This window comes from Aliidiomarina sp. B3213, from assembly GCF_003290085.1.
Taxonomy (GTDB): domain Bacteria; phylum Pseudomonadota; class Gammaproteobacteria; order Enterobacterales; family Alteromonadaceae; genus Aliidiomarina.
On record NZ_QMKJ01000002.1, the window covers coordinates 196,037 to 210,982 of the forward strand.

Sequence of the window (14,946 nt, forward strand, 5' to 3'; positions counted from 1 at the left end):
CACCTCTTTAGATCTTGCTATCGATGAGAACACCAACAGCTTTGTCGACCCCATCTCCCATTTCTCGCATGCGAGACACTAACCGCAGAACATCTTCACTAGGAATTTGACGGATTTTCTCGCCAGACTCCTGATCCAACACAGAAATCACGGTACGTTGAGCTTCGTCGTCGACCTTAAACTGCAATTGGCGATTAGTCACCTCAAGCACTTCATTTAATTTATCGACAACTTCCCCGATTCCTTTAGTTTCCAACGGACTTTCTTGCTCTTTCTCAGACTGAGACTTCGCAGCTTTTTCCGCTTGACCACGGTTAGATCCATTTAGACTTTCTGCCAGCACCTCTTTCCCACGAGCCTCTGCGGTTTGTTCTTTTTGAACGTCACTAAGAGGACTCTGTGGAGTCACTTTTGCGGCGATTTCAATACTCATATTGACCTCCCAACTGCAACTAGTGCTGGCAGCTATCTATTAAACTATAACGAGTATAGTTTAAATAGAATAGCTGCTACGCATTACTTATCCTAAAAGGCTCAATGCTGCCTGAGGACGCTGGTTAGCCTGGCTCAATACAGACAGTGAAGACTGCTGAATGATCTGGCTACGCGTTAACTCAGCTGTTTCTGCTGCAAAGTCAGTGTCTTGGATACGTGAACGAGCACCAGTTACGTTTTCGCTGATGTTAGTCAAGTTACGAATCGTAGACTGGAAGCGGTTTTGAATCGCACCAAGATCCGCACGCTCAGAACCAATTGTCGAAATAGCGTTGTCAATTGTATCTAGCGCAGAAGACGCTGAAGCAGTAGATGAAACGCTAACATCGTTAATACCAAGACCAGTCGCGTTGAACTGCTGGCTCAATGTAATTGAAATATCTTGACCTGAGTTTGCACCCACCAAGAACTTCTCAGAGAAGTTACCGTCAAGCAATTTCTTGCCTGCGAACTCAGTGTTAGAAGCGATACGGTTAATTTCTGTTTTCAGTGCTGACACTTCTTTTTGAAGTGCTGCACGGTCAGCAGTTGAATTGATACCGTTTTGTGACTGAACAGCCAACTGACGAATACGTTGAAGTGAAGTGGTCACCTCTTGTAATGCGCCTTCTGCAGTTTGAGCTACAGAGATACCGTCTTGAGCGTTACGAACCGCTTGGTTCAAACCCATGATTTGAGAAGTCATACGGTTTGTAATCTGAAGACCTGCTGCATCGTCAGCTGCGCTGTTGATGCGGAAACCAGATGACAAACGTTCAAATGCAGTACCAAGTTGGTTGCCTACATTATTAAGGTTACGTTGTGCATTCAAAGATGACACGTTCGTGTTTACGTAAAGTGACATAATTGTCTCCTTTAACAAGCTAAGCTTGTTTGCCGTTTCAAATAACTTAACCGTCAAAATAACAGTTAAGGTTCCCCTACATCTGAATGTATCGGCACGCAAAAAAGACACTTGAGGAAAATTTTCGCTTTTTTGGCAATTTTTTTCCGAATTACGGCAATTGTTGCCGTAACTACTTGAGAATTAATAAACTTTACTGAGTAAAAAATACACAGAAAATTGCGCAAAGTGTTAAAATAACAGCGTGATAAGGCTTAAAACGAAAAAAATCACTCAATTTAGAAAGTTGGCACGTGTTTCGCTTAAAGATAGATGTCTGATAGGAAATTGACGACGAACATGTGAAATAGACAAATATTTGACGACTGTCTGCTGGCTGATCCGGGTGCCCCCCTACAACCTCCTTTCTCGGGTCAGCCAGTTCTTTTTTGAACTACCTTTTGAATTACCCAAGTAAACGAAGTACCAATTCCGGCAAACGATTCGCCTGCGACAGTATTGAAATGCTCGCTTGTTGCATAATCTGCATGCGTGTCATTTCCGCTACTTCTTTAGCAAAGTCAGTGTCGCGAATACGCGAGCGCGCGCCCGTGATTTGTTCTTGGTTTTGGCTTAAGGAACGAATTCTTGATTGAAAGCGATTTTGCAACGCACCCAAATCTGCACGAGCACCACCAATAGTTGATATAGCACCATCGATTCGATCGAGTAATGAAGAAGCTCCTGCAGTACTCGACACAGAAATATTGTTAAGGTTTAAGCCTGCCTTGCTAAAAGCTTGGTCAGTTAAATCAATGTCAATTGTTTGACCGGCATTGGCCCCAACCAAAAACGAAGCATTAAAGTTTCCATCTAAAAGTTTTTTACCTGCAAACTCAGTATTGCTAGAGATCCGATCCAGCTCTGTAGTCAGTTGGGTAACTTCTTTTTGCAGTGCAACTCGGTCTTGCGTGCTATACGTTCCGTTCTGAGCTTGTACCGCAAGTTGTCGAATACGCTGAAGTATCGTGGTGCTCTCTTGCAAAGCACCTTCTGCAACCTGTGCCACAGAAATACCGTCTTGTGCGTTGCGAACGCCCTGCGACAATCCTTGGATTTGAGAAGTAAGGCGAGTGCTAATTTGCAAACCTGCGGCATCGTCGGCTGCGGAATTGATACGGAAGCCAGAAGACAGGCGCTGCATACTTTTATCTAGCGCAAGACTAGACATGCCCAGCATACGCTGTGCACGTAAAGACGATAGATTTGTATTGATAAATAAACTCATGCCCCTGCCCCGCTATTGCGGACCTTTGATTTGCACAGTGCTGTCTCACCGTTCAAATCCCCTACGGTTATTATATCGTCAATTTGTCGGGTTGCTTTAATAGAATCGGCAAAAATTGCCGTATTTAGAGGTAAGTGTTTGCCGTCTAAAAAGAAAAATGCCAGGCCCGAAGGCCTGGCGAATATTCTCTGACGAGAGAGAGAATTTGGAGTCTGCCAGCTACTTGGGGTGCCCCCGGAGAAACCTCCTTCCCCAAGCAGCCGACTTCCAGGGTGGGGTTTCCCCCAAACTTAAGTCCTGCTGCTTACTCTTAACCTAGAAGAGATAGAGCTGCCTGAGGACGCTGGTTCGCCTGACTCAGAACGGTCAAGCTAGCCTGCTGCATGATCTGGCCACGAGTTAACTCGGCAGTTTCTGCAGCGAAGTCAGTGTCACGAATACGTGAACGAGCACCTGAAACGTTTTCACTGATGTTAGTCAGGTTACGAATCGTAGACTGGAAGCGGTTTTGAATCGCACCAAGGTCTGCACGCTCTGCACCGATAGTTGAAATCGCATTATCAATAGTGTCTAGCGCAGATGACGCTGACGCAGTTGATGAAACACTCAAGTCATTGATACCTAAACCTGAAGCTGAAAAGTCCTGGCTCAAAGTGATTGAGATATTCTGGTTAGCGTTTGCACCAACAAGGAATTGCTCTGAGAAGTTACCATCAAGTAATTTCTTACCAGCAAACTCAGTTGTAGACGCGATGCGACTGATCTCTGTTTTAAGAGCCGATACTTCTTTTTGAAGTGCAGCACGGTCAGCAGTTGAGTTGATACCGTTTTGAGATTGAACAGCCAACTGACGAATACGTTGAAGTGAAGTGGTCACCTCTTGTAATGCACCTTCTGCAGTTTGAGCTACAGAGATACCGTCCTGAGCATTACGAACCGCTTGGTTCAAACCCATGATTTGTGAAGTCATGCGGTTAGTGATTTGCAAACCCGCAGCGTCATCGGCCGCACTGTTAATACGGAAACCTGATGACAAACGCTCAAAAGAGGTAGTTAGTGAGTTGCTTGAGTTCATTAACTGGCGCTGACCATTTAATGAAGAAACGTTAGTGTTTACATAAAGAGACATAAGTCCCCCTTCTTTTCGTTTGGCTCCCGTAAAGGGAAGAATCTGTGTGTTTTCTAGGGCATCTTCATGATGCTCACACAAGTTATCGGAAGGGGGTGGCAACTCTTTAGAAAAAAACGGCAATTTTTTGCCGCTTTGCCGCTTTTCTATAATTTATTGTTATTTTTCAGTGACTTAATCCATATATATTTTTTAAGCAAACAGCTTAATGGTTCTTCCCAGCGCCTTCTTCAGCTTGTAAATAGTACTGTTCGATACTAATTACACCGTCGTTCAATAAGCGTTGATAGACCATGCCAGCGAATGCGAATGTGTATTCGCCCAGTGCCAAAAAGACCGCAGGGGCGTCTTTATCTGAGTCGTCATATACCCATTGGCCGCCGTGAAATCTGCGGAAAACTTCTCCTACATACGCACCGAGCATATTACATACTGTGAAAATCAACTTCGAATCATGTAAATCTTCACTGTATTCAGAGCGAATAAGAAGAATCAGTTTGTCCACCTGTGCAACACTGCTCGCGCTTGAGTCCAGTTCTACTGAAAACTCTTCTTGAGCAAATCTAATTGCATCTTGTGCAGAGTCTCGCATTAGGGTTTCAAGTTCTTGCGTAGATATCGTCATGTGTTGTCCTTGATTCAAATTATTATGAAATCAGTTTATGAGGTATAGCTTCTGAATACAATTAAAGCGTCAACTTGGAAGTAAAATATAACGGCAAAACGAGAGACGGCAAATATTGCCACTTTTAAGCACTTAACAAGAAAATTCAAATGAAATGGGTATAACTGATAAAATTTAAAAATAGCAAGGGGCAAAAGTTGCCGTTTTTTAGTTAGGAATAAATACAAAAATGCCGGGCCTTCCTGGCCCGGCAATCTTGCCGTAACAAGAGAGCATTCCTTACTCTTTTTGGGAGTATTATTATCCCAACAGTGACAACGCTGCCTGAGGACGCTGATTTGCTTGTCCCAAGATAGTTGTACTTGCTTGCTGGATGATCTGGTAACGCGTCAGCTCTGCAGTTTCCTTCGCAAAGTCAGTATCCATGATGCGTGAACGCGCAGCCGTTACGTTTTCCGAAATATTGCTCAGGTTTCGGATAGTCGACTGGAAGCGGTTTTGGATAGCACCCAAGTCTGCGCGAGCTGCACCAATAGTAGAGATCGCGGTATCAATTTGGGTAAGCGCAGAAGCCGCGCCATCAAAAGAACTCACGCTAATGTCACCAATATTCAAGCCGCCCACACCAATTGAGAAGCCATTTCGAGACAAGTTAACTGAGATCGTTTGACCTGCATTCGCACCTACTAAGAAGCGCTCATTGTAAGTTCCGTCTAAAAGGCTCTTACCGGCGAACTGAGTGGTTGAAGCAATTCGGTTCAACTCGGTTTTTAGTGCCGACACTTCCTTTTGCAAAGCAACGCGGTCAGCCGTTGAGTTAATCCCGTTTTGTGCTTGAATCGCTAACTGGCGAATACGTTGTAGTGCATTCGTAGATTCTTGCAAGGCACCTTCAGCAACTTGTGCTACCGAAATACCGTCCTGCGCATTACGAACCGCCTGATTCAAACCCATGATCTGTGAAGTCATGCGGTTTGTGATTTGTAGGCCAGCCGCGTCATCCGCTGCACTGTTGATTCTGAAGCCTGAAGACAAGCGTTGGAAAGACTTATCTAACGCGTTGCTTGAGGTGATTAATTGTCGCTGAGCATTCAACGACGATACGTTGGTATTTACATATAAAGACATAACAGCTCTCTCCTGATTTCTCGTCAGATGTAAGGCTCTTTGCGGCCCTTTAATCATTATTTTGTTTGTACAATTAAGTTATCGGAGATATCTGTATTTTCTTTAGCCTTTTTCACCTATAAAACGTATAAAAACGAGGTTTATCTCATGTATTTACAATCAAACACAAAAAAAAGCCCTTAAACGGGCTTTTTGGTTTTAATCAAAAGTGTGCTTCCTATCGAATAAAGTCAAACAAACTCAATCTTGTAATTCGAGTAAAGGTCGCTTGAGCGGCCTGCAGCGAGACATCTTGTTTTGTAAGTTCAGTCATCGCCTCTGAGTAGTCGACATCGGCAATTTTCGAACGCGTTTCTCGGTTAGAAATTTCTTGATCGGCATTAGTTAAAAATGCATTTTCTAGAACTTGTAAACGACCACCGATTTTAGCTCGTGTAGAAGCCAATTGTGATTGCCCGCGATCTATATTCTCTAAAGCGTCATCTAGCTGAGACTGGAAGGTATCGGACGTAAGGCCCTCGGTTTCCAAGGTTTCAATGAAACGATCAATAGTAGTCACGACATTTTGAGTTGGCTCACTTAAACGAACTTCAATGCTATCGCCTGCTGCCAATGTTCCTTCTAAGTTCAACTCTATGCCTTCAAAAACCATAGGTTCGCCAGGTGTGTACGGAGTTGGGCCGCTTACGGAAGTCACAGGTGTTTGATTGATACGGAAAACTTCAATGTTGGTTCCGTCGAAGTCGATACGTAATGCATTGTCTGCTGGCGATTGAGTTTTGTCATATTGAGCTCCGTGGAAGCTATCAAAAGCATCACGATCAACCACACGAGCATTGATATCACTCACTCCGCCAGTACTGTCTGCAAATCTTAAAGTGCGATTCGCTTCGACATTTTGAAACGCTGAACTACCCGGCTCCAAACTGGTCACACGGAGCGAAGGAGAAAGCTGAACTTGGTTCCTTCCATCGTCTCCGTTGTAATCATAATTTCCAGTCACGGGGTTTTTACTAAACGACTCTGTACGCTTCTGGAAACCCGAAAATAGGTAGTCACCGTTCTCATCTTTAGAATTCATAAGTCCTAAAACTTCGTCACGAATTCCTTTCAGTTCTTCTGCCAAAGCTTTTCGGTCTTGCTCGTCGTAAACACCATTACCGGACTGAACCATTAGCACACGAGCCCGATCTAGACCGGTGGTAATACTACTGAAAACCGATTCACTTCTCTCCAAGCGATTTCTTAATAGGTTAGAATTACGCTGGAACTGCTCGTTTTGTGAAATACGATCGTCCAAACCCATAACTTGGGCTTTACCAACCGGGTCATCTGCAGGCGTAAGAATTTTAGTTTCACGAGCAATTTGGTTCTGCACATTCACAAGCTTGCGCTGTGCATCAAGCACCGCATCTAAACCTCTAGAATATAATTGGTTCGTTGGAATACGCATAATTTACTACCTCGTAGAATTCAGTAAGGTATCGAAAATTTGTTGAGCGATGGTAATAATTCTAGCCGACGCATTGTACGCCTGTTCATATTGAATAAGGTTTGCAGCTTCTTCTTCTAAGCTGACACCCGCACTCGACTCATAGAATTGTTTCGACTGTTCAAGCATAGCGCCAGAAACCACATCTGCAGTTCTTGCTTGCGAAACTTTATTACCTACGTCAGAAACCAAACGACCATAACCTTCAGTTAAAGTCATAGTGTTGTCTACCGTGATGCTTTCTGGGTTTCTGCGTAAAACACGTTCTCTTTGCAGTTCTGCTAAGGCCAACCCGTTACTGTTGTCGTTAATGGCCCCAGTATTGTATTCAATTGTGAACACATCGCCCGCATTAGGCTTTCCTTTTAAGCTAACTTCATAGTCTGCGTTGCCTAGTGCAGGTATTTGACCAAATAAATCGTTCATATCAGCAGTGTTATGAGTAATCACGGTACCGTCGTTTTGAACGATTTCTAGATTATGCTGCCCTGCGGTAAAGCCCAAGTAATTGATTTGTACCGGAGCCGCATTACTCAAAGCATTACCAGTAAAGAAGTTTCCAGTAGCAGATAAACCTTCTAGCTCTAATGTTCCTTGACCGCCATTATTCGCATTATCAGTGACGCGAACCGGAGACGCTAATGCAATGTCTTCAGGGCGAGTAAACGCAAGCTGAATATTGTCAGCAGCATTTTTAGTAGGCTTAACCAAGAACCGATCGCCTGCAGCGAAGGTACCGCCGGCAAAATCAATCGTTAAACCGAAGTCTTCACCACCGCCATTTGGTGGTGTAACGGTGTACGTTGGATAGTCACCTGGGTTACCAATGATGTCACCGTTGTAGTCTACTGGCATCACACGATAGGTATTGGCGGTTAGCATTTCTATTTCGAAATTATTCGCGACCAATTTGTCGAGTTCGCCTGCAACTAAGTTCACATTAACCTGTTGGTTCGTTCCCGTATTGGCTGGAAATGGAACACCTGAAACTTGCGACCCATTGAAGGAAAACATGGGTGAACCTAATTCATCGTCAAGGTCCATACCAAGCTGCTGCTGTTCATTAATAGCGTCTGCGAAGCCCAACGCGAGTTGACCTAACTTCATCTGTGTAGGCTCAAGAACCTCAGCTCGATAGGCAAGTAAACCACCCAGCTGACCACCAACTTTAAGTTCATCAATACCTTGCTCTAATAGGTTTCCGCCTGATCGAATCTGCGCGACAAGCTCTGGTCTGTCTTGGTCTGGCTCACCTTTCAACGCCATCAAGTTGTATGTGCCGTCTTCTAAAACTAAGGCTTGCCCTGTAGAAAGGTTTACTCGTAAGCGACCATTTTCATCTTCCAAAGTGGAAACGTTCACCAACTCCGAAAGTTCACGAATTTTTTCATCGCGTTCATTAAGTAGAGTGTGTCTCTCACCGGAAGATGCGTTCTGACGAATAAAGTCGAGTTGCTTATTAATGTCACCAATCGACTGCGCCAATGTATTGGCTTTAGACACAGTAAGCTCTAGCTTTTCATTGAATAACCGTTGTTGGTTATTCAGGTAGCTATTCATATCTTTAATCTGAGCTAATGTAGAATCAGCTTGCCCTAAAACTAAGTCGCGCTGTGTAATAGAAGCAGGGTCGTCGTTAAGATCCTGCATCATCGCAAAAAACTTAGTAATGGCAGAGTTAATGTTAGCCTCGTCATTACCCAACATAGTGTCTACTTTGCCAGACTCTTCTAAAAATGATTTGGTGTAGCCGTTTCTAGAAGTATCTGTCCAATACTGACGCTGGGTAAACTTGTCCAGCAAACGCTCTACTTCAACTCGGTTGATGCCGCCACCAAATGGCGACTCTTGGTATACAGAACGCTCTCGTACATAACCAGGCGTATTGATATTGGCAATGTTATTACCGGTAACCTGCAACGAACGCTGATGACCTTGCGTAGCCTGTGTTCCAATTCTGATTAAATCAAATGACATAAGACAACCTCACTCACAAGCCAAACTGTTCGCGGATCATTTGCATCGCATCGCTGTTCATAATGCGCTTCAACTTGTTCGCATACTCTGGGTCGGTGGCATAACCTGCGTCCTGCAAACCTTCCACAAATCGAATTGCGTCACGCCCTGCTTCCAACGCCTGTTCATAGCGCGGGTTACTCTGTAGGAAGTTGACGTAATCTCTAAAGCTTTCCGCAACCGACTGATAAGCTCTAAACTGAGCCTGCTCAGAACGAGCAACCGTTCCATCGAATTCAACGGTTCTTGTCGCGGCACGATCACCGTCCCAACTGCGATCAGCTTTGATATTAAATACGTTATTACTCGATTCACCGTCTGAGCGAGGGACAACATATCTTCCCCATCCAGTCTCTAGCGCAGCTTGAGCTAATACTGGTAAAGCCGAAATATTTGCCTCGTCAGCTGCTTGCTGTGCATACGGAGCAAGGCGTTCTAAAAACGCTACAGGATCTCCTGCCTGCCAAGCGTCGCCATTTTCAGTTAGACGAAGTGAAGACACACGAGCAGGTGTCGGTTCATCTTGGTCATAACGCTCAACATAATTACTTCTTTCATTCTGGTTGCTTTGCATCGGTGCTGGGCTATTAGCGAACTGTCGAGTTCGCGCTAACTGCTCACCGAATGAAGCCGTTGGCAGTAATTCCGCTGGGGTGTACTGGTCATTACCTTGCGGACTTAACTGTTGCACAATCAAGTCAGCAAGCCCTAAGCTTCCTGATTGCGAGAGCTCTACCGCCATTTGCTGATCCTGCATATCCTGGTAGAACTTGGTGTACTGCGTGTTCAGAGGGTTACCTTCGGCAAATACTTCATTTGCCGAACGCATGCTCGATAATAGTTGATTCATGAATATCGATTCAAAGTGCTTTGCGGCCTCGCGTAATGCGCTCTGATCGTTTTGATTATTCAAACCACGGCTACGAAGCGAATCAAGTCCTTGCAAGTCGTGCACAAAACCTGCGCGCGCCTGCTCTAAGGTATGATTCGAAAGATTGTCGTTCATAGCATGGTCTCCACGAATATATCGCGATTAAATAATGATTAGCTCGCCGTCGATAGCGCCAGCTTGCTTCAGTGCTTCGAGCACGGCAATAATGTCGCCTGGAGCGGCACCAATCATGTTGATGGCATTAATAAGTTCATTCATAGACACGCCTGGGTCGAACCTAAACATGCGAGCATCTTCTTGCTCTACGATAATTTGCGAGTCTGGTGTTACCACTGTCTCACCTTCGCCAAATGGCTCAGGTTGGCTAACATCAAAGTCTTCAGTAATGGTGACTTGCAAGTTCCCATGGGCCACTGCAGCAGGATGTAAGCGAACGTTCTGACCGACAACAATGGTTCCTGTTCGGCTATTCACAACAATGCGCGCTGGTGCTTCACCTTGCTCCACCTGAATATTTTCAAGTGTCGACAAGTAGCTCACGCGTTGGCCAGGATCTCTTGGGGCAATAACGCGCACAGAAGCGGCGTCTACTGGAACAGCACTTTCTGGCCCAATTAAACCGTTAATCGCCTCTGCCATATAACGGGCAGTAGTGAAGTCAGGACGATTCAAATTAAAGGTGATGTAATCTGTGTGCGCGAAGCCAGTTTCTACTTCTCGCTCGACAATGGCACCATTAGGAATGCGGCCCACAGTAGGCGTGTTAATCACAATACTTGAACCATCTAAGCCCTGAGCACCAAAACCTCCAACCACAAGGTTGCCTTGTGCAACAGCATAAATTTCGCCATTAGCACCTTTTAGGTAGGTTTGTAATAACGTACCGCCTGCCAAACTTTCGGCGTCACCTACAGAAGACACAGTAATGTCTATCTGCTGACCTGGCTTAGCAAATGCAGGAAGTTCTGCATGCACAGCTACAGCTGCAACATTGTTTATTTGTGGTCGTTGGTCTGCAGGAAGGTTAATACCAAAGTTCCCAAGCATGGTCCTAAATGACTGGTCGGTAAACGGGGTTCGTTCGCCTGTACCTGGTAAGCCAACCACTAAGCCATAACCTAATAACTGGTTCGGGCGCACCCCTGCTACCGTAGCAATGTCTTTGATTCTTTGAGCTTGAGCCAAAGGCGTAATTACGCTAGAGGCTAAGAGCAGCAATGCCAATAGTCCTGCTTGCTTTTTTAGTTTGCGCATATAATTCAACATCGTTACAGCCCTCTTAGAATGGCCACCAAGGGCCATTAAAGAAACGGGTTAACCAGCCTTGACGCTGATTGTCTGCCAAACTACCCGTTCCTGAATATTCAATGCGTGCATTCGCAACTCGATTAGAAAGCACTGTATTTTCCGAGCTCACGTCTTGCGGACGAATAATGCCGGTTAGGCGAATATATTCTTCACCGTTGTTCAGCGTCAGCCACTTCTCACCACGCACAATAAGGTTTCCATTCGGTAATACGCGTATCACCGTTACGGTAATGTCACCCTCTAATGTATTGCTTTGGTCTGCCGAAGAATCGCCTTCAAAACTGCTACTGCCATCTAATGAAGCAGACAACGAATAGTCACGGAAAGTAAGTTCTTGGCCGGCAATCGTTGGTGTAGGCAGGTTAACGTTCGTCGCACGCGCTAAGTCCGTCGTTGCACTTTTAGAGGCAGACGTAGATTCTTGCAGTTGCACGGTAATAATGTCGCCGATGTCTCTGGCTTTAATGTCAGAGTACAAGCTGTTTTCAGGACCATTAAACAAAGAGCCATTGGGTGTCGCCGGCTCGACCACAGGCTCCGGGTTTGCCGGAGCATAATACGGGTCGTCAGGCATAGGTCGTGGCTGCGGTGAACTTGCACAAGCCAGCAACGACATTGCTAAGCAACACGCTGACATCAATTTAAGTATACGCATCACAACCTCACTCAACTTATAGCTGCTGAACTGCAAAGCCAATCATCTGGTCGACAGACGAGATTACTTTCGAGTTCATCTCATACACACGCTGCGACTCAATCAGATTAACCAGCTCTTCAGTTACATTTACATTCGACGTTTCGAGCGCACCTTGAGTGATACTACCCATACCATCTACACCTGGAATACCTTGTAGTGGAGCGCCACTAGAAGCCGTTTCTTTGAATAGGTTTTCACCCATAGGCTCTAAACCAGCTGGGTTAATAAATGAGGCCATATTAATTTGCCCCACAACCTGGTTACCGGCTTGTCCTGGCAATGTCACAGACACCTCACCGTCGCGGCTCACCGTTAGTGAAAGCGCATCTTCAGGCACGTTAATCGCGGGGTTCAAAGGATAACCCGCACCAGGGGTTACTATTTGGCCTTCATCGTTCAACGAGAATTGACCGTTACGGGTATATGAAATACTTCCGTCTGGCATTAAGATTTCAAAGAATCCTTTGCCGTTGATCATCATGTCCAGCGAGTTTTCAGTCGTAATCATATTGCCCTGACTGAAGTTCTTCTGCGTAGACACAACACGAGTACCCGCACCTAGCATCAAGCCAGAAGGTAATTCGGTGTCTTGTGTAGACTGGCCACCTGGCTGGTTAATGTTTTGGTACAGCAAGTCTTCGAAAATAGCTCGACTTTTCTTAAAGCCAATCGTACTTGCGTTCGCAAGGTTGTTTGACGTTACAGAAATGTCGCGTTGCTGTGCGTCAAGTCCTGTTTTACTGATCCATAATGCGGAATGCATAGTCCACCTCCGTCCTCGAATATCATGCGTAATTGTGCAATCAATTCAGGTTAGAAAATTCTCATCAATTGCTCAGAACGTTGGTCATTCTCTTGAGCGGTTTTCATCATTTTCACGTTGATTTCGTAGTTACGTTGCAACGAAATCATGTTTGTCATTTCCTCAATGGCGTTCACATTACTGCTCTCTATGGCGCCTTGCTCAATGCGAACAGTGCCGTCTGCAGGTGAAAGGCCACCGTCTTTCATTCGAAATAAACCGTCTTGCAACTTTTCTAAGTCACGGTTTACGGGATTAACCAACTTAATGCGGTCTACCGTTTCGATAACGTTTTCTGGCGCACCCTCTGGTCGAACAGATATCGTTCCGTCGTTACCAATAAATAACCCTGCGATAGGAACCGGTACAAAAATAGGACCATTTTCACCTAACACTGGTTGGCCGCTGCTAGTTTGCAGCATGCCGTTGGCGTCCATTTGCAAATTACCATTACGGGTATACGCTTCGTTCCCGTTGGCATCTGAAACCGCTAACCAACCCGGTCCACTAACTGCCACATCTAAGGCTCGGCCGGTAGTTCGGAATGCTCCATCGGCAAAGTTTTGCCCTGGTCGCTCGGTCATAGAAAACACGCGAGTGGGCAAGCCCTCGTTATAAGCCTGCATTGCACGCGCTTGTTGCAAATCTGCTTTAAAGCCCGTGGTATTGGCATTTGCTAGGTTGTTTGCACGCAAAGCAATGCCATTCATATTCTCTTTGGCACCGCTCATAGCGATATATAGCAAGTCATCCATACCTAAGTCCTCGACGAAAATTTGTCACTTTCCGCAAAAAAGAATGCGGCTAACAAATAAAATGCACAAAACATGCCAGAAATAGAAAGATGAGCGAAAATGAGGGGGATAAAAAAAACGCGCGGCCAAGCCGCGCGTCGCAGTGCTATCACTGCTGAAACATTAACGAACCTGAAGTACGGTTTGTTGTAACTGAGAATTTACTTCTAGTGCACGTGAGTTAGCCTGGAAGTTCTTCTGCGCAATAATCATGTCCACAAGTTCTTGGGTCAGATTTACATTAGAATTCTCCAGAGCTGAAGACTCAATAGCACCATAAACACCGCTATTCGCTTCACCGGCAATTGCTGTACCTGAATCAAGCGTTTCACGCCATTTCGTACTACCAATTTGCTCTAAACCTTGCTCGTTCGCGAAGTTAACCAAAGCAACACGACCTAAGAACTGAGTGTCACCGTTTGAATACGCGGCAGCAATCTGGCCAGACGCATCAACTTCAACACTCGTTAAGCGACCCACAGTAGTACCGTCTTGGTCTAAGCTAGTTACTTCGAAGTTTGAAGCATACTGTGAAGGAACAGTTGTACCCGTTTCATTCTGGAAATTAATTTGAATGTTTTGGCTGGTGTCCGCACCATTCGCTAACAACGCTGGTGTCATATCAAAGTCGACCGGCGGGAACGAAACCGCAGGCGGTGTAATTACAGGGTTACCGCTGGCATCAAAGGTAATACGTGTACCCACGTTACCTGCAGCACTGGTCGCACTTGGATCAGGTGTATTTAAGTCAACTTGCTGACCGTCAAATGTAGCGTATACATCCCATGTATTCGGGTCACGCTTCACAAAGTACATATTCACAATGTGAGATTCACCTAATGAATCGTACACAGTAGTTGAAGTTGACGAGTGATATGTAGACGGTACCGAAGGATCGAAGTTAGACGCACCTGGTGCAGTTTCCACGATAGGTGTTACACGAGCATCCACGTTCATTGCAGTATAAATGTTGCTTGTTTCACTAGGTGCACCTGCAACATCTGGAATACGTACTGGCTGCATCGTACTTACTGCAACAGATGTTGTATCACCAGAACGGCGGTCTACTGGGAATGTTTGCAGGAAGTTACCTTCGTTATCCACAATAAAATTGTTTGGATTCAGTTTAAAGTTACCTGCACGCGTATATGAAAGGTCTTGCGAAGTAATGCTAGGAGATGTCGCAAAAAATCCATTACCTTTAATCGCCATATCTAGCGCATTCTCGGTAAAATTTAACGTACCTTGAGCGAACTGTTGTGCTACCTGAGAGGTTAATGCACCGTCACCTGCTTTAGTACGGTTGTTCGAGAAAATTGACGACGCATAAACGTCAGCAAATTCCGCGCGAGACTGTTTAAAGCCCGTTGTTTTTACGTTCGCGATATTGTTCGCCGTTACGTCTAAGTCTTTCTGTGACGCGGCCATACCACTTAATGCAATATTAAAAGACATAA

Annotated in this window: 14 protein-coding genes; all 14 read right to left on the reverse strand. The window is 45.2% G+C overall.

Annotation, left to right across the window (positions count from 1 at the left end; translation table 11 throughout):
- Window positions 1-7: 7 nt before the first annotated feature.
- The 14 genes from DQX04_RS06160 to flgE all read right to left on the reverse strand — a co-directional run bounded on the left by DQX04_RS06160 (window position 8) and on the right by flgE (window position 14,944).
- On the reverse strand, window positions 8-433 hold the full coding sequence (locus DQX04_RS06160; RefSeq protein ID WP_111915032.1) for a flagellar protein FlaG: 426 nt from the start codon (window positions 431-433) through the stop codon (window positions 8-10).
- Between the two features lie 87 nt (window positions 434-520).
- Window positions 521-1,339, reverse strand: a complete 819-nt coding sequence (locus DQX04_RS06165; protein WP_111915033.1) for a flagellin domain-containing protein — start codon at window positions 1,337-1,339, stop codon at window positions 521-523.
- A gap of 445 nt (window positions 1,340-1,784) precedes the next feature.
- Window positions 1,785-2,606, reverse strand: coding sequence for a flagellin (locus DQX04_RS06170; RefSeq protein WP_111915034.1), 822 nt, complete (start codon window positions 2,604-2,606; stop codon window positions 1,785-1,787).
- A 310-nt stretch (window positions 2,607-2,916) separates the two neighbouring features.
- On the reverse strand, window positions 2,917-3,735 hold the full coding sequence (locus tag DQX04_RS06175) for a flagellin (RefSeq protein WP_111915035.1): 819 nt from the start codon (window positions 3,733-3,735) through the stop codon (window positions 2,917-2,919).
- 205 nt (window positions 3,736-3,940) lie between these two features.
- Window positions 3,941-4,360, reverse strand: a complete 420-nt coding sequence (locus DQX04_RS06180) for a hypothetical protein (protein ID WP_111915036.1) — start codon at window positions 4,358-4,360, stop codon at window positions 3,941-3,943.
- Window positions 4,361-4,660: 300 nt separating this feature from the next.
- Window positions 4,661-5,488, reverse strand: a complete 828-nt coding sequence (locus DQX04_RS06185) for a flagellin (RefSeq protein ID WP_111915037.1) — start codon at window positions 5,486-5,488, stop codon at window positions 4,661-4,663.
- Window positions 5,489-5,705: 217 nt separating this feature from the next.
- Window positions 5,706-6,941 (reverse strand): flagellar hook-associated protein FlgL, encoded by a 1,236-nt coding sequence (flgL, locus tag DQX04_RS06190; RefSeq protein ID WP_111915038.1) that lies wholly within the window; start codon window positions 6,939-6,941, stop codon window positions 5,706-5,708.
- A gap of 6 nt (window positions 6,942-6,947) precedes the next feature.
- Entirely contained in the window at window positions 6,948-8,957 is a 2,010-nt protein-coding gene (gene flgK, locus DQX04_RS06195; RefSeq protein WP_111915039.1) for a flagellar hook-associated protein FlgK, read from the reverse strand.
- Window positions 8,958-8,970: 13 nt separating this feature from the next.
- A complete protein-coding gene (flgJ, locus tag DQX04_RS06200; protein WP_111915040.1) occupies window positions 8,971-10,002 on the reverse strand; it encodes a flagellar assembly peptidoglycan hydrolase FlgJ in 1,032 nt (343 codons plus the stop codon).
- Between the two features lie 27 nt (window positions 10,003-10,029).
- The gene (locus DQX04_RS06205) at window positions 10,030-11,142 is read right to left on the reverse strand and encodes a flagellar basal body P-ring protein FlgI (RefSeq protein ID WP_111915652.1); all 1,113 of its coding nucleotides are present in this window, start codon (window positions 11,140-11,142) and stop codon (window positions 10,030-10,032) included.
- A 25-nt stretch (window positions 11,143-11,167) separates the two neighbouring features.
- A complete protein-coding gene (gene flgH / locus DQX04_RS06210; protein ID WP_111915041.1) occupies window positions 11,168-11,851 on the reverse strand; it encodes a flagellar basal body L-ring protein FlgH in 684 nt (227 codons plus the stop codon).
- 16 nt (window positions 11,852-11,867) lie between these two features.
- The gene (gene flgG, locus DQX04_RS06215; protein ID WP_111915042.1) at window positions 11,868-12,656 is read right to left on the reverse strand and encodes a flagellar basal-body rod protein FlgG; all 789 of its coding nucleotides are present in this window, start codon (window positions 12,654-12,656) and stop codon (window positions 11,868-11,870) included.
- A 50-nt stretch (window positions 12,657-12,706) separates the two neighbouring features.
- Window positions 12,707-13,450 (reverse strand): flagellar basal-body rod protein FlgF, encoded by a 744-nt coding sequence (gene flgF, locus DQX04_RS06220; RefSeq protein ID WP_111915043.1) that lies wholly within the window; start codon window positions 13,448-13,450, stop codon window positions 12,707-12,709.
- Window positions 13,451-13,612: 162 nt separating this feature from the next.
- The gene (gene flgE / locus DQX04_RS06225; RefSeq protein WP_111915044.1) at window positions 13,613-14,944 is read right to left on the reverse strand and encodes a flagellar hook protein FlgE; all 1,332 of its coding nucleotides are present in this window, start codon (window positions 14,942-14,944) and stop codon (window positions 13,613-13,615) included.
- Between the last annotated feature and the right edge of the window lie 2 nt (window positions 14,945-14,946).

Coding starts and splice junctions, on each gene's coding strand:
- flgE (WP_111915044.1), bottom strand. CDS start 14,944: ATGTCTTTTAATATTGCATTAAGTGGTATGGCCGCGTCACAGAAAGAC.
- DQX04_RS06165 (WP_111915033.1), bottom strand. CDS start 1,339: ATGTCACTTTACGTAAACACGAACGTGTCATCTTTGAATGCACAACGT.
- DQX04_RS06205 (WP_111915652.1), bottom strand. CDS start 11,142: ATGCGCAAACTAAAAAAGCAAGCAGGACTATTGGCATTGCTGCTCTTA.
- flgH (WP_111915041.1), bottom strand. CDS start 11,851: ATGCGTATACTTAAATTGATGTCAGCGTGTTGCTTAGCAATGTCGTTG.
- DQX04_RS06170 (WP_111915034.1), bottom strand. CDS start 2,606: ATGAGTTTATTTATCAATACAAATCTATCGTCTTTACGTGCACAGCGT.
- DQX04_RS06175 (WP_111915035.1), bottom strand. CDS start 3,735: ATGTCTCTTTATGTAAACACTAACGTTTCTTCATTAAATGGTCAGCGC.
- DQX04_RS06185 (WP_111915037.1), bottom strand. CDS start 5,488: ATGTCTTTATATGTAAATACCAACGTATCGTCGTTGAATGCTCAGCGA.
- flgJ (WP_111915040.1), bottom strand. CDS start 10,002: ATGAACGACAATCTTTCGAATCATACCTTAGAGCAGGCGCGCGCAGGT.
- flgG (WP_111915042.1), bottom strand. CDS start 12,656: ATGCATTCCGCATTATGGATCAGTAAAACAGGACTTGACGCACAGCAA.
- flgL (WP_111915038.1), bottom strand. CDS start 6,941: ATGCGTATTCCAACGAACCAATTATATTCTAGAGGTTTAGATGCGGTG.
- DQX04_RS06180 (WP_111915036.1), bottom strand. CDS start 4,360: ATGACGATATCTACGCAAGAACTTGAAACCCTAATGCGAGACTCTGCA.
- flgK (WP_111915039.1), bottom strand. CDS start 8,957: ATGTCATTTGATTTAATCAGAATTGGAACACAGGCTACGCAAGGTCAT.
- DQX04_RS06160 (WP_111915032.1), bottom strand. CDS start 433: ATGAGTATTGAAATCGCCGCAAAAGTGACTCCACAGAGTCCTCTTAGT.
- flgF (WP_111915043.1), bottom strand. CDS start 13,450: ATGGATGACTTGCTATATATCGCTATGAGCGGTGCCAAAGAGAATATG.